This is a genomic window from Kushneria avicenniae, assembly GCF_900112585.1.
Taxonomy (GTDB): domain Bacteria; phylum Pseudomonadota; class Gammaproteobacteria; order Pseudomonadales; family Halomonadaceae; genus Kushneria; species Kushneria avicenniae.
Window position 1 is genome coordinate 106,001 of the sequence record NZ_FOLY01000007.1, and the last position, 25,233, is coordinate 131,233.

General features: G+C 60.6%; 21 protein-coding genes and 1 CRISPR repeat array. Of the genes, 7 read left to right on the forward strand and 14 right to left on the reverse strand.

Going from position 1 to position 25,233, the window contains the following annotated elements:
- Positions 1-4: 4 nt before the first annotated feature.
- The 4 genes from cas7c to BM079_RS15085 are packed head-to-tail and all read right to left on the reverse strand — an operon-like array spanning position 5 to position 5,625.
- The gene (gene cas7c, locus BM079_RS15070) at positions 5-874 is read right to left on the reverse strand and encodes a type I-C CRISPR-associated protein Cas7/Csd2 (protein WP_090135722.1); all 870 of its coding nucleotides are present in this window, start codon (positions 872-874) and stop codon (positions 5-7) included.
- The gene (gene cas8c / locus BM079_RS15075; RefSeq protein WP_090135724.1) at positions 871-2,673 is read right to left on the reverse strand and encodes a type I-C CRISPR-associated protein Cas8c/Csd1; all 1,803 of its coding nucleotides are present in this window, start codon (positions 2,671-2,673) and stop codon (positions 871-873) included. The genes cas7c and cas8c overlap by 4 nt, the downstream gene beginning before the upstream one ends.
- A complete protein-coding gene (gene cas5c / locus BM079_RS15080; protein WP_090135726.1) occupies positions 2,670-3,338 on the reverse strand; it encodes a type I-C CRISPR-associated protein Cas5c in 669 nt (222 codons plus the stop codon). Before cas5c ends, cas8c begins: the two co-directional genes overlap by 4 nt.
- Before the next feature lie 40 nt (positions 3,339-3,378).
- On the reverse strand, positions 3,379-5,625 hold the full coding sequence (locus tag BM079_RS15085) for a CRISPR-associated helicase/endonuclease Cas3 (RefSeq protein ID WP_090135728.1): 2,247 nt from the start codon (positions 5,623-5,625) through the stop codon (positions 3,379-3,381).
- Between the two features lie 347 nt (positions 5,626-5,972).
- Here BM079_RS15085 and BM079_RS15090 point away from each other — a divergent pair, with 347 nt between their 5' ends.
- Both BM079_RS15090 and BM079_RS15095 read left to right on the forward strand, forming a co-directional pair.
- Positions 5,973-6,251: a type II toxin-antitoxin system RelE/ParE family toxin gene (locus BM079_RS15090; RefSeq protein ID WP_090135730.1), complete on the forward strand. Its 279-nt coding sequence runs from the start codon at positions 5,973-5,975 to the stop codon at positions 6,249-6,251.
- A gap of 41 nt (positions 6,252-6,292) precedes the next feature.
- Complete coding sequence (locus BM079_RS15095) at positions 6,293-6,574, forward strand: HigA family addiction module antitoxin (protein ID WP_245743189.1); 282 nt, start codon at positions 6,293-6,295, stop codon at positions 6,572-6,574.
- 6 nt (positions 6,575-6,580) lie between these two features.
- Positions 6,581-7,208: a CRISPR direct-repeat array (repeat unit 32 nt; unit sequence GTTTCAATCCGCGCGGCCGTGCGGGCCGCGAC).
- 224 nt (positions 7,209-7,432) lie between these two features.
- Here BM079_RS15095 and BM079_RS15100 read toward each other — a convergent pair.
- On the reverse strand, positions 7,433-8,104 hold the full coding sequence (locus BM079_RS15100) for a hypothetical protein (protein ID WP_090135735.1): 672 nt from the start codon (positions 8,102-8,104) through the stop codon (positions 7,433-7,435).
- 214 nt (positions 8,105-8,318) lie between these two features.
- Here BM079_RS15100 and BM079_RS15105 point away from each other — a divergent pair, with 214 nt between their 5' ends.
- Together BM079_RS15105 and BM079_RS15110 are read left to right on the forward strand one after the other, a co-directional pair.
- A complete protein-coding gene (locus BM079_RS15105; protein WP_090135737.1) occupies positions 8,319-8,678 on the forward strand; it encodes a translation initiation factor in 360 nt (119 codons plus the stop codon).
- Positions 8,679-8,680: 2 nt separating this feature from the next.
- Positions 8,681-9,100, forward strand: a complete 420-nt coding sequence (locus BM079_RS15110) for a YbaY family lipoprotein (protein ID WP_090135739.1) — start codon at positions 8,681-8,683, stop codon at positions 9,098-9,100.
- On the opposite strand, the gene BM079_RS15115 is transcribed toward BM079_RS15110, so the two are convergent.
- Positions 9,090-9,956 carry an NAD-dependent protein deacetylase gene (locus tag BM079_RS15115; protein ID WP_090135741.1) on the reverse strand — a complete coding sequence of 289 codons (867 nt, stop codon included), beginning with the start codon at positions 9,954-9,956 and terminating at the stop codon, positions 9,090-9,092. The two genes, BM079_RS15110 and BM079_RS15115, sit on opposite strands and share 11 nt — an antisense overlap.
- Positions 9,957-10,073: 117 nt before the next feature.
- Here BM079_RS15115 and BM079_RS15120 point away from each other — a divergent pair, with 117 nt between their 5' ends.
- Positions 10,074-10,982 carry a nuclease-related domain-containing protein gene (locus BM079_RS15120; RefSeq protein ID WP_090135743.1) on the forward strand — a complete coding sequence of 303 codons (909 nt, stop codon included), beginning with the start codon at positions 10,074-10,076 and terminating at the stop codon, positions 10,980-10,982.
- Positions 10,983-11,114: 132 nt separating this feature from the next.
- Positions 11,115-12,275: an MFS transporter gene (locus tag BM079_RS15125; RefSeq protein ID WP_090135746.1), complete on the forward strand. Its 1,161-nt coding sequence runs from the start codon at positions 11,115-11,117 to the stop codon at positions 12,273-12,275.
- Between the two features lie 114 nt (positions 12,276-12,389).
- Here the strand turns inward: BM079_RS15125 and betT are convergent, their stop codons facing one another.
- From betT to BM079_RS15165, 8 genes are all read right to left on the reverse strand, one after another.
- Positions 12,390-14,447 carry a choline BCCT transporter BetT gene (gene betT / locus BM079_RS15130; protein WP_090135748.1) on the reverse strand — a complete coding sequence of 686 codons (2,058 nt, stop codon included), beginning with the start codon at positions 14,445-14,447 and terminating at the stop codon, positions 12,390-12,392.
- A 219-nt stretch (positions 14,448-14,666) separates the two neighbouring features.
- The gene (locus BM079_RS15135; protein ID WP_175489724.1) at positions 14,667-15,737 is read right to left on the reverse strand and encodes a LacI family DNA-binding transcriptional regulator; all 1,071 of its coding nucleotides are present in this window, start codon (positions 15,735-15,737) and stop codon (positions 14,667-14,669) included.
- A gap of 70 nt (positions 15,738-15,807) precedes the next feature.
- Entirely contained in the window at positions 15,808-17,439 is a 1,632-nt protein-coding gene (locus BM079_RS15140; RefSeq protein WP_090135755.1) for a glycoside hydrolase family 13 protein, read from the reverse strand.
- Between the two features lie 183 nt (positions 17,440-17,622).
- Complete coding sequence (locus BM079_RS15145) at positions 17,623-18,918, reverse strand: ABC transporter substrate-binding protein (protein ID WP_090135758.1); 1,296 nt, start codon at positions 18,916-18,918, stop codon at positions 17,623-17,625.
- A complete protein-coding gene (locus BM079_RS15150; RefSeq protein WP_090135759.1) occupies positions 18,915-20,039 on the reverse strand; it encodes an ABC transporter ATP-binding protein in 1,125 nt (374 codons plus the stop codon). Before BM079_RS15150 ends, BM079_RS15145 begins: the two co-directional genes overlap by 4 nt.
- Positions 20,040-20,081: 42 nt before the next feature.
- Positions 20,082-20,924, reverse strand: a complete 843-nt coding sequence (locus BM079_RS15155) for a carbohydrate ABC transporter permease (RefSeq protein WP_090135762.1) — start codon at positions 20,922-20,924, stop codon at positions 20,082-20,084.
- On the reverse strand, positions 20,921-21,931 hold the full coding sequence (locus BM079_RS15160; RefSeq protein WP_245743120.1) for a carbohydrate ABC transporter permease: 1,011 nt from the start codon (positions 21,929-21,931) through the stop codon (positions 20,921-20,923). The genes BM079_RS15155 and BM079_RS15160 overlap by 4 nt, the downstream gene beginning before the upstream one ends.
- Positions 21,932-21,951: 20 nt before the next feature.
- Entirely contained in the window at positions 21,952-23,223 is a 1,272-nt protein-coding gene (locus BM079_RS15165; protein WP_090135765.1) for an ABC transporter substrate-binding protein, read from the reverse strand.
- Between the two features lie 275 nt (positions 23,224-23,498).
- Between BM079_RS15165 and BM079_RS15170 the strand changes: the two genes are divergently transcribed.
- Positions 23,499-25,115 carry a carbohydrate porin gene (locus BM079_RS15170; protein ID WP_090135767.1) on the forward strand — a complete coding sequence of 539 codons (1,617 nt, stop codon included), beginning with the start codon at positions 23,499-23,501 and terminating at the stop codon, positions 25,113-25,115.
- Positions 25,116-25,233 lie beyond the last annotated feature (118 nt).

A 25,233-nucleotide genomic window follows, 5' to 3' on the forward strand; every position in this document is an offset into this window, starting at 1 on the left:
ACTGCTACAGCCGCTCGTTGACACTGACACCAGCAGGAATGGCCTCACGATCGATGGTCACTGCGTAATCCTGAAAGCGTCGCGCTGGCGTATCAGCTTCTCCTTCGACACGCGTAACCGTGACGCTGTCGAACAGTCGATGTGCCGGCGCATTGCCCATGGCATGATCGTGCTTGAATATGATCAGCTTGCGTGCGGACATCTCTCCCCTGGCCGCAGAGCGATCGTGTTCGAACATGTTGATCAGCGAGCGCCACAACAGTTCAAGATCGTCCTCTGAAAAACCGGTGCGCTCTGCAAGCTTTGCAGAAACGTAGCCGTGTACGCGATAAAGGCCGTAAGGGATGATGTGCTTGCGCCCCATGGTGCGCTCTTTTTCAAGATCCTTTTCGTTGGTCACGGCCATGCGCGTGATCGAGACTTCCATCGGCACGACCGGATCGATGGAGCTTGCAAACGCCAGCTGTACCGGACCACGTACCTGACCGGAGTTGACTTCGGTCGTCATCACGGCGCCAAAGGTGCGTACATCAAAGAAGTTGTTGCACATCCAGCCGGTCAGCTCACGTGCCTTTGCCTGCTCCTTGGGCAGTTTCTTGGCCTCATGCTTGATTCCCAGGGCGTCGTAAGCCTTCTTGTGCTGATTATTGAGGACCGTTTTCTCCTGCATGTAGATGGCATGGCCCGCTTCTTCTTCCTTTTCCAGCGCCACATAATTGCGAATCTTGCGCTTGAGACAGACATCCGTCACCAGCCCCTGATTGGTTTCGGGATCCAGCCTTGGCAGATTGCCGGCATCCGGATCGCCATTGGGATTGCCGTTGGTCACATCAAAGAGCAGGACAAATTCGTAGCGGTTGGCAATGGCGGTCATGCCTCTTCTCCCTGAGTGGCGACATCTTCTGTTGGTGTATCAGTATCGCGTTTGGCAAAGCGAGCCTGTGACTGGTGGTAATACCCAATGGCGAAGCGACCCTGATCCTCGATCCTGAGGCTTCTGGGAAAGCACTCGCCCAGCCCGCCGATGATGGCGGTCATTTCACGTTCGATGACAGTGGCCAGCCCGCCCTTGTCCTTTTTGCGCATGTTGGACAGATGGTGCTGCACGTTGCGCAAGAGCATCGGGAATACGCTGGCAGGCGTTGCCGAGGCGGCACCGTAATAGCGATCACGAATGGTGGCATTGAGCTGATCCCCCAGCGCACCGCGCTGGGCACGCTCCAGCTCGGCAAACAGTCGCCCCAGCAGATAACCGGGGTGGGTTGAGTGCGGGTCAAGACTCACGGGAACCTCCTGGGATGAAAAACGAGACGACGCAAGGCGCGCGTTTCGAGACAAAATCGCCTTGCAAAGCGCGATGCGAATGCCGCTGATATCGCCGTCGTTGCGAAAGCGCATGACCAGGTGGCTCAGCAGCGACTGCGGATAGCGCCGGCCGGTAAAAATGGCGCGCGCCATTTCACCGGCCAATTGAGGCGGAATATCTTCGGCTTTTGCCTTGCCATCACGACTGGGTGCGGTGGCATATAAAAGCCGCCATAGCGGAGATAATCCTCCTTTCCATGGTGATGGCAGCAATGTCAGATCCTGCTGATGCATTGCCACATGGCGCGTCAATTGATCCAGCGTATTCACGCACCAGAAACGTACGGAGAGCCGCGCGGCATTGGGTGCCAGCCCGAGCACAAAGAACTCGGTGTCGCCCCTGAGACCGAGATCGGTATCCGCCAGCGCGCTACCCTGCGCAATGCGTTCAAGCGCGGTTTTCAGCCGGGCAGCTTCCTGCTCATCGGTAGGCGGATCATTGAGAATGGAAAAGAAAAAAGTGTGCGCCGCGTCAGCCTGGATGGCGTCCGAGGCATTGGCCCAGAAAACAACCGTAGCGTCGCCGATCTGCAGACGCTGGTGATTGTCATTATCGCGACGCAACAGATAATTCAGGGCCGTGGCATAACCAAAGATGGCCTTTTTCGAGATGGCCGCGTTGGCCTGCCCTTTCTGGCCATAGGACTCATAGGCGTCGCTATTAAAAGAAATGAGTGAGGCCCCGGAACTCTGGGCACCATTGACCTCTCGAATCGCAGGATGCCCTGTGCCCATCGGCGCGATCTCGCCGGTGACGAGACACTGTCCGATCAAGCCCTCGTCGCTTTCCATCACGGCTTCCCAGCGCTGCCGCGCTTCAGGATACTCGTGTAGAAAATAGCGTTCACCATCAAGGCGAAATACTACGTTGCTGTCCAGTATGTCGTCGCTGTAACCAGCGAGACTCTTCAACTGATCGGGCGTCCAGAGCTCCATCAACCTGAGAAAAGCGTTGAGTGCCGGCGTCTCGCTTGCCGCCAACAGCGCACGCTGGCGCATCTGGAAAGCCCCATGTTCCTCAGCAAGCCGCTTGCCTTCACCGGCCGTCACACCCAGCGCATAAGCCGTCTTGTCCCACAGGCCATAAGCATGAATACCGGAAGTACGTCGTTTGTCGACCGGCACCTGCATCGAACGCGGCCGCGGCTTTTTGCCGTCAGTATGGCGCAGATCATTAATTTGCAACGGCATACCTTCGCGCGAGAATACCAGCGCAAAACTGATCTTCTCACTGCTGAACCCGGGCGTGGGCACTCTGCCCTGCTCGGCCAGGCGCTGGTAATAGTCGTTGAGCGCAGAGAGAATCATGCCAGCGCCTCCGCAAAGGGCGGCACATCAATCACACCATCGTGCATACGCGCACGATAAAAGCGGGGCGTTCTGCCATTGGCAAAGTCGATGTCATGCAGCATGAAGCCCAGATCACGCTCGCCGCAAAGCGAATCATCCACCGACGGCATCTGCTCGTCACTCTCTATCAGCTCAAAGCTGGCCGGAAACTCGCGCGTGCCCAGGCACGGCATGTGAAAGCACTGCCCCTGGCGGGCGCGGCGATTGAAGATATCCAGATGCTTGCCGGGCGTGTCGCCGTCGTCGGCACGCGCGGTAAATTCGAAATGGGCCTCGATGACATAGCCCACATTCCTGAGAATGGTGGACGCCCGCTGCTGACGGTTTTGATCCACGAAGTAATGCACTTCGTCGATCTGCCCGCTTTTGATGCCCTTGCTGACCGTCCCAGCCGGCAGTTTGCCAGCCACTTCGTTGCGACGGACCGATTCAAAACGCACCGGTTTGAGCACATGGATGCGATCCACACACCATCGAATCGCCGGCTTCCAGTGAATGGCCTCCAGAATACCGCGCGCCGCCGAGGGTGTGATGACATCGTAGGAAAACCGCTCGGTTTTCAGCTCCGGTCGGGTAAAACAGGCCCGCTCGCCCCAGATATGCAGCCGGATACCAAAGCTCATTGACGGCTCCTCGAAATGGTTTCATTGACGCTCGACAGGTTCACCACAGATTGGACTCGGCTGATCGAAAATCAGGTTCATGCCAGTTCAGCCCTGCTTGCAGGCTATAGAGATTGTCGTTCAGTTCACCGGGGCGCTCATCGAGCAACACCACAAACTGCTCTCCGAATTTATCCGGCTCTACAGCAACAATGACGCCGGCCTGCTCCAGTGCACGAAATCCCTGCTGCGGCACCTGCACGGTATAGGACTGAAGCTCACGCGCCACGGCACCCGCTGTCTCGACCCACGACAATCGGTTGATCGCGTCTCGAGCATCCTGATCAAAGGGAATAATGACGCTTCGCTGGGTGTTCTCGATCAGGCGATATTTCTGTTCCAGCGTTTCAAACGGCAGACCATCAAGCCGGCCCTTCTCGATCAGTGACAGCAGCTCATATCTGTCCAGTCTCTGATCCTGTTGCCAATAGAGCAGCCGAAAGTAGGCTTCAATAGCGGTGGGTGACAACGGATCATCGCCATGGTGGTGCAGCACTTCGCGAGTGGTCTGCGCGAACTGCTTCAGCTCCGGCGGCGGTGCCCAGTCCTCATTAAGCGTGGCGAAAATACGCACTTCGCTGTCTACTGCGGTACGCCGTCCTTCCCGATTGCAACGCCCGGCCGCCTGGGCAATCGAATCAAGACCCGCCTCGGCACGCAGTAGACGGGGGAAGTCGACATCGACCCCGGCCTCGATCAGGGAGGTCGAGACGACCCGACAGGGCTGCCCATCCTTGAGCGCCTGTCGGATCCTGACCAATACCTGACGACGATGAACGGCGCACATGGCTGTGGTGAGATGAAAGGCACCCGGCTTATCTGCGATGGATTCAAACAGCGCGCGCGCATGGCGCCGATTGTTGACGATACACAGCACCTGCTCAACCTCGAGCAGCTCTTCACGCAGCGCCTTATCATCCAGCGTTCCGATATGGCGTACGGTGACTCGCTCAAGCTGGCGGTAGAGCCGCTCGGGTTCCAGCGCGAGTTCACGCAGATCACGCAGCCCGCCAGTAAAACTGCGTTCGGGCTCATCGGTTTCGGCCAGCGCCGGTTGGGTTGCCGTACAAAGCACGATACTGGCGTGATAGTTACGCGCCAGCTCATCCAGGGCTGCAACGCTTGGTCGCAGCAGAGACAGCGGCATGGTCTGGGCTTCATCCAGGATAACAACGCTTCGAGCGATATTATGTAGCTTGCGACATCGCGACGTTTTCGCAGCAAACAGGCTTTCAAAAAACTGCACGGCGGTCGTGACCACGATGGGCGCATCCCAGTTTTCACTGTCACGCTTGAGCTTGTCGCGGCTGTCACGATCAAAATGACCGTCATTAATATCAAAGGCACTGTGATGCTCCAGCACTGCCGCCTCCCCGTACAGCCCTAGCGCACGACGAAATACGGCCGCGTTCTGCTCAACAATGCTGGTAAAGGGAATGACGTAGATCACGCGATCCATGCCATGAGTGAGGGCATGGTCCAGCGCGAAGGCCAGAGAAGACAGCGTCTTGCCGCCGCCGGTGGGGACCGTCAGCGTAAATCGTCCCGGCGTCAGAATCGCCTGCTGACGAACATGCTCCAGAATTTCCCGGCGTAGACGGTTGACGTCACTGTCCGCCCTGAAGGTCTCAAGGTGAGCGTTCAGAGCATCGCGAAGTGTGGCCAGCTCAGGTCCGCCACCGCGTGACACTGGCTCACCCGCTACCCTGGCATAGAAGGCTTCGGTTTCGAGATAGTCGGCATCGACCAGACAGGAGAACAGCATGCGGGTGAGAAAGGCATACTGAAAAAAGGCACGATCACGGCAAAGACTGAAGGATGGTGACGCCAGATCGTCCGGCAATTCGACTTCCTGCTTCCAGACATCTGCCAGCGCCGGTACTTCTGCCTGCAAACGTTGTGTCAGCGAGGTACGTTCCCCATTATCACGGCCATTGGCCAGGCCGGCATGGTGACCGGCAATGGCATAGGCCAGCAGATCGCCGACGCCGCCCGGGAAGCGCTCGCGTGCCACGATGGCGCCCGCCGTGGAGTGATCGACACGCTTTTGGGCGCCCTGTAGCCGTTGCTGAAAGTCAGCACTGTACTTGCCCAAATCATGCAGCAGTCCGGCAACGCGGCCCGTCTCAGCCATGCCGAAGCGCCCCGCACGTTCACTTGCAAGTCTGGCGACAGTCTCAAGGTGATCCACCAGAATCTGCCAGTCGTGTTCATCCCCGGCAGTTGTGCTATGGGCATAAAAGGACATTGTCAGGACAATACCGATCAGGTAGTTACTTGAACCTTATCGAATATAAGCTCTAACAATACCTGGAAGTAGCTAGTAAAACGTCTCCTGTTTATTAAATGCCTTTACATTTTTGCATCTTGGGCGGGCCCTTGAACATGCGAACTCTCGCGGCCATGAGCGCGCGATCAAAGGTTGGCCATCTTCAGGACATGGCCGAAATCAGGACAAGGAGACGAATTAATCGATACTAGGCTGACCATCAACAAGCATGTCCCTTCAGCATCGAATACAGTGACAAGGCTTCGCCTCCAATTGTGTACCGTTAATTAACAAGATACACTACTCTGACTGACAGCGAGGCCGCCATGATCATCAGTATCAAGCACAAGGGGCTAAAAGCGCTGTACGAGCGTGGTTTCGCAAAAGGGGTGCAGCAGGATCACGTCAAAAAACTGCGACTGATTCTGGCCGCGCTCGATGTGGCTGAAAGTCCCGACGACATGAGCCGCCCCAGCTTCAAACTGCATCCACTCAAGGGTGAAATGGCCGGTCACTGGTCGGTGTGGGTTAACGGTAACTGGCGCATAACGTGGCGCTTTACAGGCCATGATGTCGAGCTGGTCGATTATCAGGACTACCACTAACCAAACGGGCCGTATGTGGCCCCTGAGAGGCTTTCGTGTCGATGCACAATCCGCCCCATCCGGGCGAGCTCTTGAGCGAAGATGTTATTGAGGGGCTGAGCCTGAGCGTGACAGAAGCCGCGCGCCGGCTGGGCACAACCCGTACCAATCTCTCGCGCGTAATGCACTGTCATACGGGCATATCGGCCGACCTCGCCGACCGCCTTGAGCGCGCAGGTATCGGTACTGCCCGGCACTGGCTGGCCATGCAATCCGCATACGATCTATGGAAAGTACGCTCGCGCCCTGCTGCCCCGGTGCTACCATTGCAAACCCGCGTCTGAAGTCCTGTTTCAATCCGGGCGGCCGTGCGGGCCGCGACTTTTGACCGGGCCCTTTGATCCAGATATAGCCCGTTTCAATCCGCGCGGCCGTGCGGGCCGCGACTATCATTGAAGGCTTGATCGGCGGCCTACAAGAGTTTCAATCCGCGCGGCCGTGCGGGCCGCGACTCAAGTGGAAGGTGTTTATATGACCAACTACTTGGTTTCAATCCGCGCGGCCGTGCGGGCCGCGACCCGGATCGGCTGATCCAGCATCTGAGCCGGAGCGCAGTTTCAATCCGCGCGGCCGTGCGGGCCGCGACTGCTGGAAGTGGTCAGCGTTCGCGTGGAGCGGCTGTTTCAATCCGCGCGGCCGTGCGGGCCGCGACCGCAGCCATACCGAGCAGGTCAATGCCGAGTACCGGTTTCAATCCGCGCGGCCGTGCGGGCCGCGACTAGCTGGAAAGCAGATATCGAGGCCGGAAGGCTTTGTTTCAATCCGCGCGGCCGTGCGGGCCGCGACTTGCCGCCTTTGATGGCCATGGTCACCTCACGTGTTTCAATCCGCGCGGCCGTGCGGGCCGCGACTTCAAAAAATTCATGGTCGTTGTTCGCGAGGCTAAGTTTCAATCCGCGCGGCCGTGCGGGCCGCGACTGCCTATTCATAAATCATTGATATAAATTTGAAAAATCTTTTGTACAAGCGGGCCTTGAATAAATTTTGTCGTGCGAAGGTTCTACATTCGCTGACAACAAAAAATATATACAGAATCAAAAGCTTGCCAAAGCGCGAGCCTGCCTGAGAATGCGAGGACATTACAGGTTCGCGGACACAAAAAAGCCCCGCCGGAGCGGGGCAGACCTCACGAGAAACCGGGATTAAAACGTGTATTCGATACCAATGACGGCGACCGGATAGACGTTGTATTTGTTCAACTCATCTCGCGCATCATCTTCAGCATCAGAAGCATAGGCGCGAGCTGCAGGGGCCAAAGGTGAATTTGTGATAGGCCCTCTGGCATTTACCGATACAGAGGGGTCAATCAGGAATGCGCCGGCTTCAGCGTAGAAACCCAAGCCCTGCTTCGAGCTGTTGCGCCAGCCAAGACCCAAATAGGGCTCGACACCGTCAGAAAGCTCGGCCTTGCCGTCCAGATAGCCAAAGTCACGCGGAATAGTGACGTTATCCCCTTGATAATCTACCGAGGCGCGCCCGATTGCATTAATGCGAATATCGGGTCTTACCGCACCGGCCGACAGAAAAAAGCCGCTGTTGACCCACGGATAAACATCCAGCTTGAGGCTGTAAACGTTGATATCGACTTCACCCTCGTAATCAACGTCATTGATGGATTTATCCAGGTCATCGTAATTATAACCGCTGTACCCCGCCGTCAGGGCAAAGTGATCATGAAAACGCCAGCTGACGTTGGCCCCCAGACCGGTCGTACCGGCACTGCCGGCGACCGACCAGTGATCTTCGGCCATGGCCGCGGCGCTGGTGGCCATCAGCAGGGACCCGGTGATTACAGCAGTTGCGATACGACGCATGACGTGCCCTCGTGGAGAATGATCGATGTTCCGGTGCGCCGATAGCGTCGGCGTCATTTAGTAACGCTGAGTCTACTCAGCGCTCCGGTAATCGATCGAAAGAAAAGCGCGGCTTTGGGACTGTATTTCTCATGCGAGAGGCTTCGCCGTCGTTTCGGATGAGGCAGACGCTGCGCTATTCTTGAGCCTTCATGAGGCGATCGGGAGCCAGACAATGTCATCACTGCGCGATCAGTTGAGCCGCAAGGTGTACTCCACCGAGACCGGCGACATGCGCAAGCACGACGAGGCCGATGAGCAAAAGGCGCAGGATGAGACGCGCCTGGCAGGGCTTGATGGGATCGTGCGCATCAAACGCGAAACCGCCGGGCGCAAGGGCAAGGGCGTGACCACGCTGCACGGCATACCGCTGGCAAGCGACGAGCTGAAAACCCTGATGCAGGCGCTCAAGAAGCGCTGCGGCAGCGGCGGGTCGCTCAAGGAAGGCGTGATCGAAATTCAGGGCGATCACCGTGAGACGCTGCGCGCCGAGCTGGAAAAGCGCGGCTACACCGTCAGGCTGGCAGGAGGCTGATCATGCAGCGTCGTCGTTTTCCCGCGTTACCGGCCATGGCGCCGCTGGTCATGATGACCCTTCTCAGCGGCTGCTCGCTGTTTTCAAGTGGCCCCGATTTCGCCACGCTCTCGGGTGAAGCGTTCAGCGATGAGCAGGCGCCTATCGCATCCGATGCCCGGCTGGACATCCGCCTGCTCGATGTCACCGACGGGCGAACCACCGTTGCTCAGGTCGATCAGAACACCCACGGGCGCTGGCCGGTGCCCTTCATGTTGCAGTATGACCGCCACCATATCGATGATGATCGTCGCTACGCGCTCAGCGCCGCCCTGCGTGAAGGCGACGATACGCGCTATCTGACTCTGGAGCCGCTGCCGGTGCTGACCGATGGCGCACCCTCGCAGCAGGTGCGCGTGCCGCTGACACCGGTCAACCGGTAACGCTTGATGTCCGAGCGTCTGACAGCCCGGCCAGCAGGGCGGTCAGGCTCTCGTCGATGGGCGCCTCGCACTTGAGGGTGAACAGCGCATCTGCCCGGGTGTGACCGCGGTTGATACAGGCCAGCGGCATGCCCTGTGCGGCGGCGTGGCGGGCGAAGCGAAAGCCTGAAAACACCATGAGTGAGGAGCCCACTACCAGCAGGGCCTGGCTGTCATCAAGCATCGACATGGCGCGCTCGAGCCGCCAGCGCGGTACGTTGTCGCCGAAAAACACCACATCAGGCTTGAGAATACCGTGACCGCAGCGCGGGCAGTCCGGCAGCTGAAAGCCCGAGAAGTCCACGTCGTCGAGATAGGCATCACCATCCGGGGCAACCTCGGCCTCCATCCCTGCCCAGTCGGGATTGAGCGTGGCCAGATGCTCGTGGAGCACGTGGCGGCGCACCAGCAGATTACACTGCATGCAGCGCACCAGATCGGCTCGCCCATGTAGATCCACCACGCGCTTGCTGCCTGCCTTTTGGTGTAGACGATCGACGTTCTGTGTGATGATCCCCTCGATAAAGCCCTGCGCCTCGAGCTCGGCCAGCGTGTGATGAGCACGCCCGGGCGAGGCGCTCGCCAGCAGACGAAAGCCGACCAGACTGCGCGCCCAGTAACGCTGACGGCCAAGGTGGCTTTTCATGTAGACCTGATGGGTCATGGGCGGCGGGCGTTTCCATGCGCCTGCTTCATCCCGATAATCGGGAATGCCGCTGTCGGTACTGACCCCGGCGCCGGTCAGCACGCACAGACGTGGATAGCGCCTGACAAGATCGATCAGTGCCTGCCCACAGGCCTGCGATTCACTGCTCATGATCACTCCTCATGACCTGCCGGCCGAACGATGAATTCAGAAGGCAAAATGGTGGCCGAGCATGGATGACAACCCCGCAGAACGCTAGACTACCCTCCTACCTACCGGGATGACGTCATGCGCTGGCTGGAATATCTGCTTCCCCTGATTTTTCTGACCCCCCTGTTCGCCACGGCCGTGGTCGTGCTCGGGCTGCGCCATCTGTTTCAGGACAAGCCCGGCTTTTCTCCTTCCGGCCATCGGCTCAGACAGTCCGGCAACCGCTTTCGCGAACGGCTGGCCGAGGCGCGCGTCAGGCTCTTTCTGGCCGGCGCCATGGGGCCTGTCCTGGCGATCACACCGCTGATCTATGGCATGGGCCGCATGCTGTTTTCGTCGCATCAGGACTGGCTCGAATGGAGCCTCTATGGATTGATTACCACGATCGCGGCACTGATCGTGGGCGCTTTCATGATGGCACTTTCCTACCGGATTTCGAATCTGCGCCTGCGTCTGGCCGGAGCGATGAACGTGGCACACGATCTGCAGAGCCTTCTGCACCGGCCGCATCAGAGCGTGTGCATCTTCCATGACGTCCCGGCCGAAAACTTCACCATCGATCATGTGGTGGTCACTGAGCACGGCATCTTTTCGCTGCTGGTGCGCACCCGTCAGGTCGGTCCCGAGGCGGCGCCCAACAGCCCCCGCAGACTGCGACTTGACGGCGACCGGCTCTACTTCCCCGATCATGACGAGACGCGCCCGGTGCGCGAGGCGCAGCGGGCACGGCGCTGGCTGCACGAGCGCCTGAGCCGCGACTGCAAGCGTGATATCCCTGTACAGGGCCTGCTGGTGCTGCCGGGCTGGCGTATCGAGCGGGTCAACAGCAGTGACGAGGTTCAGGTGCTGGGCGACAACGAGGTGCTCACGCATCTGCAGAGCGATGCTGATTCACAGGCTCAGCCCCTGCACGACGATATTCTGAAGGCACTGGTACGCCTGACCGACGATCAGCAGAGCCACCACGCGCTGTCGTCGACGCCCTGAGCGGTGCCGCCTCTACCCTTCGCTGCCCGGACGACCTGATGGCCGCCGGGCGCTACCCATTTTGACGACGATCAACGGTGCGCTCCTGCAAAAGGAGGCTGCGGGCGCATCGCGTTGGACAAGGAGTGCTTCATGAATGACCCTACCGGTGAGCGCGGCGCTGCCCGCGCCCCCGCCAGCCGCGCTGCCATTGCCTGGTTCTTTGCCCTGTCGGGGCTGTCCTTTTCCAACTGGGCCGTGCGCATTCCCGATATTCGCGATCTGCTGGAGCTGTCGCAGTCCCAGCTCGGCGCGCTGCTGCTGTGTCCGGTCATCGGCTCGCTGTGCCTGACGCTTTTATCAAACTATCTCAACACCCGCTTTGGCAGCCGGCGTATCACGCGCGTAGCGGCCTGCGCCATCGTGGTCGCTCTGGTATTGATCGGTGCGGCCGTCTCGCCGCTGATGCTGGGTCTGGCGCTGGCGGTCTTTGGCGCCGGCATGGGGCTTCTCAACATCGCCATGAACGATCAGGCGGCCACGCTCGAACGGCGCTATCGCCGCTCCATCATGTCCTCCTTTCACGGACTGTTCAGCCTGGGCGGCATGGCGGGCTCGCTGATTGGTGGCGCGCTGGCGACGCTGGGGCTGACGCCGCGCTGGCACCTGCTGCTGGTCGCGGCCTTTCTGCTGCTGGGTATCCTGATCAGCCACCGCCATCTGCTGGCGCCACCGCCGCGGGCCGAGCGCCCGGTGGGCGCCCTGTTTGTGCGCCCGAAGGGGCGGGTGTGGCTTTTGGGTATCATCGCGGCGGCCGTGGTCTTCATCGAAGGCTCAATGGCCGACTGGTCGGCGCTGTTTCTCACCGAGCTTGGCGCCTCGCGCGGCCATGCGGCGATGGGGCTGGCAGTCTTTACCGGTACCATGGCCGTGGGTCGACTGCTTGGAGATCGCTGGCTGGACCGGGTCGGTGCCATACGTGCGCTGGAACTGGGCAGTGCGCTGGCGCTGGCCGGACTGGGTCTGGCCATCGTGACGGCTGACCCCATCATCGCCCTGGTCGGCTTTGCGCTGGCAGGCATCGGCATGTCGACCCTGTTCCCGTGCCTTTTGAGTCTGGCCGGACGCAATCGATCCATGTCGCCTTCCGGGGCGATCGCTTCGGTGGCCATGCTGGGCTATCTGAGCATGCTTGGTGGGCCGCCGATGCTGGGCTTTCTGGCCGAGGCCATCACGCTGCACCATGCCTTTGCGGCGCTGGCCGTGGCCGCGGTGCTGGCGATTGCGCTGGCCCGCCCGGCGGCCCGGGCCTGAATCAGCAGCGCGCTGGCTCGATACGGTTGTCGTGTCTCATGATCCACACAATATACGCCATCAAAAAAGGGCCCGACCGTGACGGTCGGGCCCCTGCCGAGTGAATCAGCACGCCTAGACCGGCGGCTGCTCGGGGCTGTCCGGCATGTTGATATGGCCGGGCTCCATGCGGTTGAGGTGCAGGAACTGCAGATGGCGCTCGTATTGATCAAGGATGTCGTCGATCACCTGTTGCTCGCTATAGCCCATCAGGTCATAGCCCTGACTGCCTTCCAGCAGGTGTACCTCAAGGCGGTAATAATTGCGCGAGGCCTTGCGGGTGCGCATGGCAAAGGCAGGCGTGGTAAAGGCGCGAGTCCAGACCTGATAGGTGAAGTTCTGCTCGTCACCAAAATCGACGTTGAGCGCGAGATAGTCATGCTCGTTCTGCTCGCCGCCATTGACCTGAACACCGACATCCTGCTGGTCGAGTCGCGCCTTGATGGCCGCCATGGCCGGACGCACCCGCTCCTCGAGAAAGCGCTGCGCTTCACTGCGGTCCGGAAAATTCATTGCCCGATCAAGACGCTGCTCCCATTGGCCGCGCCCGCTCCGACCGCCCATGCGTCCGGACAGGGAACCGGCCAGGCTCAAACGATAGCTCTCCTCCTTGAAGGCCTCGACCTTGAGCGCCTTGTAAAGCCCCGCCATCATGAAAAAGAGCACGATTGAAAACGGCAGTCCCGTGATCACCACGGCACTTTGCAGGGTGGAAAGCCCGCCGGCCAGCAATAGCGCCAGGGTCAGAACGCCGATGACCGCTGACCAAAGAATCCGCATCCAGACCGGGGCATCGCTGCTGACGTCCTTGAGAATCGAGGTGAAGTTCGACAGTACCAGCGCGCCGGAATCCCCCGAGGTGACAAAGAAGACGATCGCCAGAATGCTCACGGCAATGGTGGTGACCACCGGGAAGGGATATTCCTGCAAAAACAGATAGATGCCCGACGGCGGGTTGTTCATGACCTGCTGACCGAAGTCGGTGGCGCCGTTCATCGCCATATCGATGGCACTGTTACCCAGCAGTGACATCCAGATCATCATGAAGGCGATCGGTAGCGTCAGGGTGCCGGCCACAAAGGTACGGATGGTGCGACCGCGGGAGATACGCGCCAGGAAAAGGCCGACAAACGGGCCCCACGCGACCCACCAGGCCCAGAAGAACAGCGTCCAGGCATTGAGCCAGTCCATGGGCCGGTCGAAGGCGTAGGTATCAAACGACATCCTCACGAAGGACGAGAGGTAGTCGCCGATGTTCATCACCAGCGCGTTGAGCAGAAAAATGGTCTTGCCGGCGAACAGCACAAACAGCAGCAGCGCCACCGCCAGCAGAATGTTGAACTCTGACAGCCGCCGGATACCGCGCTCGACGCCGGTCACTGCGGAGATGGTGGCAAACAGCACGATCATCAGCACCAGTACGGTCTGGGTCCAGGCGCTCTCGGTGATGCCGAACATGAAGTTCAGCCCGTAATTGAGCTGGATCACCCCGATACCAAGACTGGCCGCAATGCCGAATACGGTGCCCAGCACCGCGGCGATGTCTACCGCGTGACCGATGGGGCCGTAGATTTTCTTGCCGACGATCGGATAGAGCGCACTCGAAATGGTCAGCGGCAGGTTATGGCGATAGCTGAAAAACGCCAGCGACATTCCCACCAGCGTGTAGATGCCCCAGCCGGACAGCCCCCAGTGCATGAAGGTCAGCTGCATGGCGTGGCGCGCCGCAGCGACCTGATCGGCGGGGGCATCCGGGGCGTTGTAGAACTGGGTCAGGGGTTCGGCCAGCGCAAAGAAGATGACGCCGATGCCGATGCCGGCGGAAAAGAGCATTGCCGACCAGGAGAAGATATTGAAATCCGGTCGGGCATGCTCGGGCCCGAGCCGGATTTTCCCGAAGCGGGAGACGCCGAGAAAAATCACGAAGGCGAGATAGATCACGACGGTGAGAAAGTAATACCAGCCAAAGGTATCGGAGATCCAGCCCAGAATGGCATTGATGACGCCGCTGGCCTGTTCGGTGGCGATCATCGCCCACAGTGAAAACGCCACGATCCCGATAAACGAGCCGTAAAAGACAGTTGGATTGAGCCGGTCCCCCGAGGAGGTGTGATCCTTCGTTGCTTCACTCATGTGTCTTCCTGATTGATTATTGGAGGTTGGAAGAAAATGCTGACAGCGTTTTGAACGTGCTTTTATTCAACACTACTCAGAGTGACATTATTCCATTTTGAACCAACGTTCAAAAAAAATATTATCGGAAGGAAAACTTCTGAAAAGCCATGGTTATTCAGAAAAATGCGGTACGCACCGTCATGGGCGGAGCCCGTTTGGCAACGGAATATCCTGAATTCAGGAAGATGGGACATCGGCTCCCGGTGGGCAGGTGTCACCGTAAATCAACCAGACGGGCTGTTCTACATCGTGCTCGAGGCACTCACCGATCACCATGCGCGCTGCCGTGACGCCCTTGGCGTGGCTGTCCTGGTGGATCGTGGTCAGCATGGGTCGGCGACGCTGGCCTTCGGCAATGCCGTCAAAGCCGGTCAGCCACAGCTGGTCGGGAACGCTTATGCCGCGCTGCTCGGCCAGGCTCAGGGCGGTCAGCGCCAGCCGATCCGACATGCACAGCAGCAGATCCGACGAGGTCTCATCCAGCAGGGTCTCGATCACCGGCGCGGCCGCCTCGAAGGTGTTGCCGTCGACGTTGTAGAGGGGAATATCGGCCGTGTTGAAGCCGGCCTCGAACAAAGCCTGATCGAATCCGGCCAGTCGCTCGATGGCCACTGCGTTGGGCTGCGACCAGTGCCCCTGCCGCGCAAGCCGCCCGCCCGGAGCATCCAGCGTCATGCGCAACGCCACAACCGCCGGTCGCTTCGCCCCGCCGGCCAGCGCATGACGGGCAATGGTCAGCGCCGCCGCACGATGGTTGATCTGGACCGAAGACAGCCCCGGCAGACGGATGTCCACGGTCACCAGCGGCTGATGCTGGTGGCGCAGCAGTGCCAGGGTGCCCTCTTCAGGGATAGAGCCGTAGATCAGATAGCCATCGGCCACGCCGTTAAGCGTGGGGCCCTGGCGATCGGTGCGCCCGGCACCGGTCAACAGCAGAAGATGATGGCCGGAGGCGTCCAGTACCTCGGCGATACCGGCCAGAAATCTGCTGGCGACGCTGTCGTCGAGACTGTAACCCAGGCCATCCGACAGCATTACGCCGATAATGTTGGTGCGCCCGGTCCGCAGCGTGCGGCCCCGGTTGCTGGGGCCGTCATAGCCCAGTGCGCTGGCTGCGGCCAGGATCTCCTCACGCCGTGACGGCGAAAGCTGGTCGGGTCGATTGAAGGCGTTGGATACCGTCGCCGTCGACACACCCAGATAGGCCGCGACCGACTTGAGCGTTGTTGGCCGGCGCCGACGACTCACGTGCGGCTTCGCCCCGAACATGAACGGCCACGCCCCGGAAAAGCGGCGCGGCCCATCAGTGCCGGTACGCTCAAGGCGTCGTCAACCAGACGGCCGCGTTGCCTGTCAGCTGACCGTTGCTGATGGCGTCCGGCACACTCTGCAGCGCCACCTCTCCCGCGGGCAGTGCTATCGGCGCCTCACCCAGATTGAGCACCAGCGTCACATCACCGTTGGTCAGACTCAGCACGTCACTGCGCAGGCTCTGTTGCCAGACCAGCTCGCCGTTACCCAGCCCGTGGTTGTGACGCATGGCCAGCAGCTGGCGATAGAGCTCCAGTGTCGAGGTCGCATCTTCCAGCTGGCGGTCCGCAGCGTAGCGGGCATAGTGTTCCGGCTGCGGCAGCCAGCGCTCGCCGGTGGTATTGAAGCCAAAGGCCGGTGCATCGGCGTACCAGGGCAGCGGGACCCGGCAGCCGTCGCGGCCGAGCTGTTCACCGTTGGTGCGATGGAAGGCGGGGTCCTGACGATAGCGTGCCGGCATTGTCGTATGATCCGGCAGACCCAGCTCCTCGCCCTGGTAGAGATAGGCCGAACCGGGGAGTGCCAGCGTCAGCATGATCAGCGCCCGCGCCCGCCGCAGACCCAGCGCCTCATCGGGCTGCTCACTGTCGGCATCGATGCCGTTGGGCCGAGCCCCCGGGCGCGACAGTCCCAGCCGCGAGGCGTGACGCACGCCGTCATGATTGGACATTACCCAGGTCGTGGGCGCCCCGACTTCACTGTAGCTTTCAAGCGAGATATCGATGACGTTTCGCAACCTGTCGGCATCCCAGGGCGTGAGCAGATAGTCGAAGTTGAACGCCTGCTGCATCTCATCAGGTCGCACGTAGCGCGCCGTACGCGAAGGTGGGTGCACCCAGGCTTCGGCGACCATCATGCGATCATGACCGAACTCGGCCAACACCCGATTCCAGCGACGATAGATCTCGTGCACTTCCTCCTGATCCCACATCGGGCCGCGGTTACCACCCTCGATCATCTCCTGACTGCCGTCCCAGTCGGGCAGCTCCGGCGCCTTGATCATGCCGTGAGCGACATCGACACGAAAGCCATCGACCCCACGCTCGAGCCAGAATCGCAGCACGTTGTCGAACTCCTCGAGCACTTCGGGATTACGCCAGTCGAGATCGGGCTGGCGGGTATCGAAGAGATGCAGATACCACTCGCGCTCACCCGGTACCTGCGTCCAGGCCGGCCCACCAAAGACACTCTGCCAGTTGTTGGGTGGCTGCTCACCGTTGTCACCGCGGCCTTCGCGGAAGATGTAACGCGCTCGCGCCCGGCTGCCGGAAGGTGAGGCCAGCGCCTCCTGAAACCAGACGTGCTCGCTGGAGGTGTGGTTGGGCACGATGTCGACGATGATTCGCATGCCCCGCTCATGGGCACCGGACAGCATCGAATCGAAATCCTCGAGCGTACCGAACAGCGGATCGACGTCACGGTAGTCGGCCACATCGTAGCCGGCATCCGCCTGAGGTGAACGATAAAAGGGCGACAGCCAGAGCGCATCGACACCCAGATTGGCCAGATAGTCGAGCCGCTGGATGACACCGTTCAGATCACCAATACCGTCACCGCTGGCGTCCATGAAACTGCGCGGATAGATCTGATAGATCACGGCGTGATGCCACCACTGTGGCCGGGGAGATTGCTGTGTCATGTCAACTCCAATGGTCGGTCGAATATAGTGTATCCATCATGCTCATGCGACTGCTGACAGGGTTCGCTGCCCTTCTGAATCGGCTGGATTGATCATCCTTTCAGCCCTGAATATGATAAGGGAGCAGTATTACCGTTTGCTCGATGGGTCATCGTGTTCTCCTTGTTCAGCCACCTCTGGCGCTCACCACTGTCGGCGCTTGAGTCGGGTCAGGGTCTGATCAAGGGTATCAAGCGCCGCGGCGGGCTCGGCGCGCCCGGAAAGTACTTCGTGCACGTTGTTGAACACGGCATTGGAGACCCGGGCGTAAGCGTCACCGGTCACTGCCGAAGGACGTGCCACAGCGTTCATCAGCACCGGGCGCAGCACGGTCATGGTAGGGTTGGCCGTTATTACCTCAGCGTCATCGTAGAGTGCGATGCGGGTCGGATTCATGCCGTTGTTCAAAGCGTGCTGGCGCTGCACCTCGGCACTGGTCATATAGCGTGCCAGCGAGATCGCGGCCTCGGGCGTATCAGTGTAGCGTGAGACGGCGAAGTTCCAGCCGCCCAGAGTACTTGTCGAGTCAGCGCCGGGGCCATGGGGCAGCGGTGCCACGCCGATTCTGCCGCTCACCGGGCTGCCTTCACGCTGGGCCAGCGACCACACGTAGGGCCAGTTGCGCATGAAGACTGCGTTGCCGCTCTGGAACACGCCGCGCGCTTCCTCCTCGGTATAGTTGAGCACCCCGCGCGGGGCAATACTGCCGATCCAGCTCGCCGCCTCGGTCAGCGCCGCCGTCGCCTGCGCGTTATCTACCGTGATCGCGCCATCGGTGTCGACGATGCGCCCGCCGCCGTAGCCGGCGATCCACTCCAGGGCGTTGCAGGTCAGGCCTTCATAGGCGCGGCCCTGAAACACGAACCCCCACATCTCGTCATCGCCGGCATCGCGCTCGGCCTGTTGAATGCTGGAGGCGGTCTCGTTCATCTCCTGCCAGGTTTCGGGCACCGGACGCTGATACTTGTCGAGCAGATCCTTGCGGTAATAGAGCAGGCCGGCATCGGTGTACCAAGGCAGCGCTACAAGCCGGCCATCGACGGTATTAGCCTCGATCAGTGCCGGGAAAAAGGCCTTGCGCTCGGCAGGTGGGACAGCCTCACCGAGGTCAACCAGATGCGGTGCCAAAAGCCCCGGCCAGGCGATATCGACCATCATCACGTCAACGTCCTGCGAGTGACTGTTGAGCAGTTGCTGGAACAGTGCCAGTTTCTCGGTGGTGGCGTTGGGCGTGGTCACCACCCTGACGCTATGGCCGGTCTGCGCCGCCCAGGCGCGGGCCGCGATGGGGCAATAGTCGCCATCGCCACCACCACCGCAGGCGATGGCGACCTCGGCAGCCTGAGCACCGCCAGTGGCGCCCAATAGTGCGGCCAGCCCAAGGGTTGCGCGCCAGCCGCATCGACGGGCCCTGGATCGATCAATGCCTGGTCTGCTCATGACATGGTCCCCTGTGGTTCAGTGATGGACTCGTGACGCGCCAGCGGCGCCATCGCGCGTCCATCACGATCGAAAAGATGGGCATGTACCGGATCGAAGTCGAGCACTACCCGCTCGCCGCGCTGGAACGAGCTGGAGGCCTGGGTGCGACAGACCAGCAGCTCGCCGTCGTCGCGCTCCAGATAGAGGTAGGCTTCGCTGCCAAGGTACTCGACGTTGACGATCTCGAGACCTTGACCATCCTTGCTGGGCGAGGGAATCAGATGCTCCGGACGCACGCCAAGGGTCGCCTCGCTGGCGCTACCGGCGCTGAAGGCCAGCGGCAGCGTGCGCTGGCCAACGGCAGAAATCTCTACGCGACACCCTTGTTCGGGAACGGGATGGGCGGTGACCTCGATGAAGTTCATCTTTGGCGAGCCGATAAAGCCGGCCACGAAACGCGACGCGGGACGTTCATAAAGCTCGCGCGGGGTGCCGATCTGCTCGACGTGGCCGGCGTTGAGCACCACGATGCGATCGGCCAGGGTCATCGCCTCGACCTGGTCGTGGGTGACATAGATCATGGTCGAGCCCAGGCGCTCGTGAAGCCGTGCGATCTCATTGCGGGTCTGTACTCGCAGCGCGGCGTCGAGGTTGGAAAGCGGTTCGTCGAACAGCAATATCTTCGGTTCGCGGGCCATTGCCCGACCGATCGCCACGCGCTGGCGCTGACCGCCGGAGAGCGCCTTCGGCAGCCGCTCCAGCAGGCCATCAAGCTGCAGAATCTTCGCCGTCTGTCGCACGCGCTCATCGACCGTCTGCTTGTCGGCCTTCGCCAGCTTGAGGCCGAAAGCGATGTTCTGATACACGCTCATGTGCGGATAGAGCGCGTAGGACTGAAACACCATGCCGATGCCGCGCTCCTGCGGCGTCAGGTTGTTGACCCGCTGCTCGTCGATCAGCAGATCGCCGTGGGTGATCGACTCGAGCCCCGCGATCAGCCGCAAAAGCGTTGACTTGCCGCAGCCGGAGGGGCCGACGAAGACCACAAACTCGCCATCGCCGATCGCCATCGACACATCATCGATCACCCGGGTCGAACCGAAGCGCTTGTTGACCCGTTCCAGTTTTACACCAGCCATAACTCCTCCTGCCCAACGACGGGACACCCTTGCGACCAACGCTCAGCCCTTGACGGCACCAGCGGTCAGTCCGGAGACAATTCGGCGCTGGAAGATCACCACCAGCACCACCAGCGGTACGGTGACGATCACCGAGGCCGCCATGATCGGCCCCCAGGGCAGCTCGTACTGGCTGCCTCCGGAGATCAGCGCAATCGCCACCGGCACCGTGCGCTGAGAGTCGGTGAGCGTGAAGGTCAGGGCGAACAGAAACTCGTTCCAGGCGGCGATGAACGCCAGCAGCCCGGTGGTCGCCATCGCCGGCCACAACAGTGGCATGAAGACCTTCGTCAGCGTCACCCATGGCGAGGCGCCGTCGACGATCGCCGCTTCCTCCAGCTCATCGGGCAGCTGGCGCATGAAGGTGGTCAGAATCCACACCGTGAACGGCAGGGTGAAGATGGTGTAGCTCAGGATCAGCCCGCCCGGCGAGTTGTACAGATCGAGCGTACGGATCACCTCGAAAAGCCCCGAGAGCACCGCCACCTGAGGGAACATCGACACCCCGAGCACGATCATCATCACCGTGGTGCGGCCGCGAAAGCGCACCCGGCCCAGCGCCCAGGCGGCGGTCAGGCCCAGCAGCAGCGCGATCAGCACTACGCTGACGGCAACGATCACCGAGTTGCGAATGGCCGCCAGGAAGGTGGGCTGAGAGAGCACCGCGGCATAGTTGGAGAAATCGACACTGTCGACCCAGTAGCTCACCTGAAACAGCTCGCTGGAGGGCTTCAGCGAGGTCACCACCGCGTAGTAGAAGGGGAAGATGGCATAGACCATCAGTACCGCGACCAGCACCCAGAAACCGATCTTGAGCACAATGCCTTTCAGCGTGCGCAGCGTCATGAGCCACCTCCCAGCTGACGACGACCGATATAGAGATAGACCACCGTGATCAGCGCGATGATCATGAACAAAAGCGTCGAGGCGGCGCTGCCGTAGCCCACGTCCTGGAACTCCACCAGCTGCTGACGGGCGTAGATCGACATCGTCATGGTCGAGGCCGCGTTGGAGGTCAGCACGTAGATGACGTCGAATACCCTGAGGGCATCCAGCGCACGGAAGATGATCGCCACCAGCAGCGCCGGTGTAATCAGCGGCAGAGTGACGCGAAAGAACACCCTGACCGGATGGATGCCGTCGACCTTCGCCGCCTCATAGCAGTCCGACGGCAGCATCTGCAGTGCGGCCAGCACCAGCAGCGCCACGAAGGGCGTCGCCTTCCACACATCGACGATGATCACTGCCCACATCGACAGGCTGGCATCGGCAGTCCAGGAGAGCGGCGCGTCGATCAGCCCCAGACCCAGCAGCATATGGTTGATGATGCCGAACTGGTCATTGAGCATCCACGCCCAGATCTTGGCCGACACCACGGTGGGAATCGCCCAGGGGATCAGCATTGCCGCGCGCACCAGGGTACGGCCGCGAAAGTGGGCATTGAGTACCAGCGCCACGATCACCCCCAGCACCGCCTCCAGCGAGACCGACACCAGGGTGAAGTAGAGGGTGTTCCACACCGACTGCCACCACAGCGAATCGGCCAGAATGCCGTACCAGCCATCATCAAAAACCAGATAGTTCTCAAGCCCAATGAACTGCGATCCCTCAAGGCTTGAGAGGCTGGCATCGGTGAGACTGAACCAGAAGGTGCGCAGCAGCGGCCAGCCGGCAACCAGCAGTAAACCGATCAGCATCGGGGTCAGAAACAGCCAGGCGGCCCGTACCCGCTGGCGTCTGACCCGGGTGCCGCGCTCGCGACGCGGCGCACCGACCGGGCGCCCTGCCCCCTCGTCACCCTTCTGGTCACGGGAGCTGTTGGACACCGTGTCATGCGACTCTTGTGCAGTCATGATGTGCTCCTCCGGCTGTTTTACCAGCGGCGCCGCTTGATGCGCTCAAGCTCGCCTTCAAGACTTTCAAGTCCCTGATCGGCGGTGACGCGACCCGAAAGCACTTCATGGACGGTGTTGAAAAAGGCGTTGGAGACGCGCGGATAGTTGTCACCGGTGACGGCGGCAGGGCGCGGTACTGCGGAGGTAAAGGTCTCATAGAGCGTGCCGAAGAAGGGCACGGCGGCCAGCACCTCCTCGTCCTGATAGAGGGCAGGCAGCGTAGGATTGTAGGAACCCTCGATGGCGCGGCGCTTTTGCTCATCAAATGAGGTCAGAAAGGCAACCAGATCGGCGGCCATGTCAGGGTTATCACTGTAACGCGATACCGCCAGGTTCCAGCCCCCCAGCACGCCGGCACTTTGTCCGTCCTTGCCTCCGGCAGGCAGCGGGGCAACCTCTACCCTGTCACGGATACTGCTCTGCTCGGACTGCACCAGATCCCAGGCATAGGGCCAGTTGCGCATGAACAGGGCATTGCCCGACTGGAAGACGCCGCGCGCCTCCTCTTCGGTGTAGTTGAGCACGCCCTGCGGCGAGATATCGTTGATCCAGCCGGCCGCCTGTGACAGCGCCCCGGCCGCCTGAGGATTATTGACGGTAATCTTGCCGTCATCGTCCACGATGGTGCCCCCCTCGGGGTAGCTTGCCATCCATTCCAGCGCGTTGACGGTCAGCCCTTCATAGGCGCGTCCCTGAAATACATAGCCCCAGAAATCCTTGTGACCGGCCTCGCGCTCGCCGGCCTGCACCGTGTGCGCCGCCTCGGTCAGCGCCGCCCAGGTGGTGGGCACCTCAAGGTTATATTTTTCGAGCAGATCCTTGCGGTAATACAGCACGCCGGCATCGGTAAACCAGGGCATCGCCACCAGCTGACCATCGACCGTGTTGTTGTCGACGATGGCCTCGAAGAATCCGTCGGTGGCCCCTTTGGGCAGGTGTTCATTCAGGTCGATCAGATGGGTGGCCAGCATTCCGGGCCAGACCACATCGATCTGGAACACATCGATATCACCGGAGTGCGAGCCGAGAATCTGCTGATAAAGCGACAGCCGCTCGGTGGCCGAATTGGGTGTGGAGACGACCTCGACACTGTGACCGCTTCTGGCTTCCCAGCGCTCGACGCCGGCCTGACAAAGCTGGAGTTCGGCACCCACGGCGCCACAGGAGATGGTGAGATCAGCGGCCTGAGCCTGTGAGATCCCGCCGAGGGCCATCAGGACAGAGCCTGCATATACCAATCCGGATTTCATGAAAACACCTCCGAGGCTGCAACATAAAACGGCTGTCTTAAACGTTTAAGTTATCTCGAAAGGTACTTTTAGCCACACGTTAGCGACATTGGACAATAGGTTGATAACCTTTTGTCACAGAGACGAATGTATGAATGAAACCTCATCCTGACCTCGGTAAATTCCTTTTACGATCCTGCGTCTGCCGCTTATAAAAAGACTGCCGAACTTCGAGCAGCCGGATCACGACAATAATCATGAACAAAAGACAATCGTCACGAACAAGGGACACCATCATGCCTTCGCCTCATCGCTTTACGCGTCATCCGCTGGCCGTTGCCGTTGCGCTGGCCCTGGCGCTGCCTACCGGCGTCAGCGCTGCTGACAAGTCCATCGAAGAGCGTCTGGCCGAGCTCGAGGCCCGGGTAGCCGCCTCCGAGCGCCGAGCCACCCAGGCCGAACAGCGGGCCGACCGCGCCGAAGCGGCACTGGACAGGCAGCAGAGCTCGCCGCAACTGGTGCAGGGCAACACGTCACAGGCCGCTGGAGAAGAAGAACTTTCAGCCGGCAGTATTCCTTCCCCGGTACGCGAAGAGGGCATAGAAGACGACGAAGCGGAAGGACTGTCGATGAGCGTCTACGCTCGCTCGGGCCTTTTGATCGGCAGCGATCGCAAGAGTGCGCCCGGCGGGCCCTACCTCACACCGGCCGGGCGGTCGGGCGGCGCCGTGGGTCGACTGGGCAACGAGCCGGACACCTACGTCGAAACGGTCTTTGACTACAATCAGCGCTACGACAACGGTGCGAAGGCGCTGTATCGCATCATGCTGGCCGATGGCGTCACCACCAGCAACGACTGGACCGCCGATGAGTCGGATCTCAACGTCCGCCAGGCCTTTGTCGAGTTCAGCGACCTGCCCAGTTTCACCGGCGCGTTTGAAAACGCCTCGATCTGGGCGGGCAAGCGCTTTGACCGCGATAACTTCGATATCCACTGGCTCGACAGCGATGTCATCTTCCTTGCCGGCACCGGCGCGGGGATCTATGACATCAGCGTGACCGACAGCTGGGATACCAGCTTCTCGCTGTACGGCCGCAGCTTCAGCGACTATCCACTGGTCACCGATGAACAGCCCGATCTGCAGGGCGATACCGACAACCTGATTCTCACCTCCAACAACCGCTTCGGCCCCTGGCAGTGGATGGTCAGCGGCATGTCAGCCAACGATAACGACGAGCGGGACAATGACCCGCTTGGCGGCATACCGGGCGATAACGTCGCCGAAGACGGTTTCCATACCATGGTGGCCTATCACGGCGACAGCTTCTTCGGCATGGGTGAAGGCACCTTCAAGGCCGCCCTGATGTACGGCCACGGGCTGGGCGCCGAGGTCAAGGCGCTGGGCTCTGACGGCAATCTGAACGAGGACGCCAATACCGCCCGACTCGCCATTTACGGCACCACCTATCTCGCCCCCAAATGGCGCATCGCCCCGACGCTGCTGGCCCAGACCAGTCATGACCGTTACGCCGACGGTGACCGCTACGACTGGGTCACCCTCAGCGCGCGGCTGGCCAATGAGCTGACCGAGAACTTCGAGATGCAGTACGAGGCCAGCTACCAGTGGATGGATCTCGACCCTGCCGGATATGGGTATTTGACGGGACCTGATGACAACCCGACTCGTCAGGTATTTGAGAGTGTCAACGGCGGCTATACGCGCCTGACCGTGGCGCCGACCTTCAAGCCGCAGGTCGGCGGGTTCTGGAATCGTCCCGAGATCCGCCTGTTCGCCACCTGGAGCGACTGGGACAAGGAGCTCAACAACTTCTCCAATGACGACGCGCTCGGCAGCGATGGCTTCACCGGCAGCGAGTGGACCTTCGGTACCCAGATGGAGGTGTGGTTCTAAAAGAACTGAACCATTAGAAGGCTGGGGTGCGGCAATGCCGCGCCCTAATTTTATCTACCTTTTTAAAGTCTGCATCCTTCCAATATCACCATTGCTAATTCAAGATATCTTATTTTTC

Bases quoted from the DNA above. Each gene is read 5' to 3' on its own strand.
- BM079_RS15115 (WP_090135741.1), bottom strand. From the start codon at position 9,956: ATGAGCAGTGAATCGCAGGCCTGTGGGCAGGCACTGATCGATCTTGTC.
- BM079_RS15140 (WP_090135755.1), bottom strand. From the start codon at position 17,439: ATGACACAGCAATCTCCCCGGCCACAGTGGTGGCATCACGCCGTGATC.
- BM079_RS15085 (WP_090135728.1), bottom strand. From the start codon at position 5,625: ATGTCCTTTTATGCCCATAGCACAACTGCCGGGGATGAACACGACTGG.
- BM079_RS15155 (WP_090135762.1), bottom strand. From the start codon at position 20,924: ATGACGCTGCGCACGCTGAAAGGCATTGTGCTCAAGATCGGTTTCTGG.
- BM079_RS15170 (WP_090135767.1), top strand. From the start codon at position 23,499: ATGCCTTCGCCTCATCGCTTTACGCGTCATCCGCTGGCCGTTGCCGTT.
- cas5c (WP_090135726.1), bottom strand. From the start codon at position 3,338: ATGAGCTTTGGTATCCGGCTGCATATCTGGGGCGAGCGGGCCTGTTTT.
- BM079_RS15150 (WP_090135759.1), bottom strand. From the start codon at position 20,039: ATGGCTGGTGTAAAACTGGAACGGGTCAACAAGCGCTTCGGTTCGACC.
- BM079_RS15125 (WP_090135746.1), top strand. From the start codon at position 11,115: ATGAATGACCCTACCGGTGAGCGCGGCGCTGCCCGCGCCCCCGCCAGC.
- BM079_RS15100 (WP_090135735.1), bottom strand. From the start codon at position 8,104: ATGCGTCGTATCGCAACTGCTGTAATCACCGGGTCCCTGCTGATGGCC.
- BM079_RS15160 (WP_245743120.1), bottom strand. From the start codon at position 21,931: ATGACTGCACAAGAGTCGCATGACACGGTGTCCAACAGCTCCCGTGAC.
- BM079_RS15165 (WP_090135765.1), bottom strand. From the start codon at position 23,223: ATGAAATCCGGATTGGTATATGCAGGCTCTGTCCTGATGGCCCTCGGC.
- BM079_RS15105 (WP_090135737.1), top strand. From the start codon at position 8,319: ATGTCATCACTGCGCGATCAGTTGAGCCGCAAGGTGTACTCCACCGAG.
- cas8c (WP_090135724.1), bottom strand. From the start codon at position 2,673: ATGATTCTCTCTGCGCTCAACGACTATTACCAGCGCCTGGCCGAGCAG.
- BM079_RS15090 (WP_090135730.1), top strand. From the start codon at position 5,973: ATGATCATCAGTATCAAGCACAAGGGGCTAAAAGCGCTGTACGAGCGT.
- BM079_RS15120 (WP_090135743.1), top strand. From the start codon at position 10,074: ATGCGCTGGCTGGAATATCTGCTTCCCCTGATTTTTCTGACCCCCCTG.
- BM079_RS15095 (WP_245743189.1), top strand. From the start codon at position 6,293: ATGCACAATCCGCCCCATCCGGGCGAGCTCTTGAGCGAAGATGTTATT.
- BM079_RS15110 (WP_090135739.1), top strand. From the start codon at position 8,681: ATGCAGCGTCGTCGTTTTCCCGCGTTACCGGCCATGGCGCCGCTGGTC.
- betT (WP_090135748.1), bottom strand. From the start codon at position 14,447: ATGAGTGAAGCAACGAAGGATCACACCTCCTCGGGGGACCGGCTCAAT.
- BM079_RS15145 (WP_090135758.1), bottom strand. From the start codon at position 18,918: ATGAGCAGACCAGGCATTGATCGATCCAGGGCCCGTCGATGCGGCTGG.
- cas7c (WP_090135722.1), bottom strand. From the start codon at position 874: ATGACCGCCATTGCCAACCGCTACGAATTTGTCCTGCTCTTTGATGTG.